General features: G+C 36.5%; 1 rRNA gene. It reads left to right on the top strand.

Annotated elements, in window-relative coordinates:
- Positions 1 to 88: ribosomal RNA gene (rrf, locus tag LQ608_RS12425) — 5S ribosomal RNA — on the top strand; the annotation flags it as partial.
- Positions 89 to 288 lie beyond the last annotated feature (200 nt).

The following is a 288-nucleotide window of genomic DNA, read 5'->3' as shown; positions in this document are numbered from 1 at the left end:
CCTGTTCCCATGCCGAACACAGAAGTTAAGCTCTTTAGCGCCGATGGTAGTTGGGCTTACGTTCCGCGAGAGTAGGACGTTGCCGGGCAAAATTCAATTTTGACCCTTGGGTCTTTTTTTCTTGAAAAAGTTGAAAATAAATTGAATTAAGTATTGACACAAGATAATAAAGAGAGTATAATTGTTTCTTGTGAGACAAAATGAACATTGAAAACTGAATGACAATATGTCAACGTTAATTCCAATAATTGAGTACTTATAGTACTTCAAAGAGTGATTGGCTTAACC

This window comes from Mammaliicoccus sp. H-M34, assembly GCF_022386495.1.
In the GTDB taxonomy this organism is placed as follows: domain Bacteria; phylum Bacillota; class Bacilli; order Staphylococcales; family Staphylococcaceae; genus Mammaliicoccus; species Mammaliicoccus fleurettii.
Note: the sequence above shows the minus strand (reverse complement) of the source record. Positions and strands in the feature narration are given on the sequence as shown.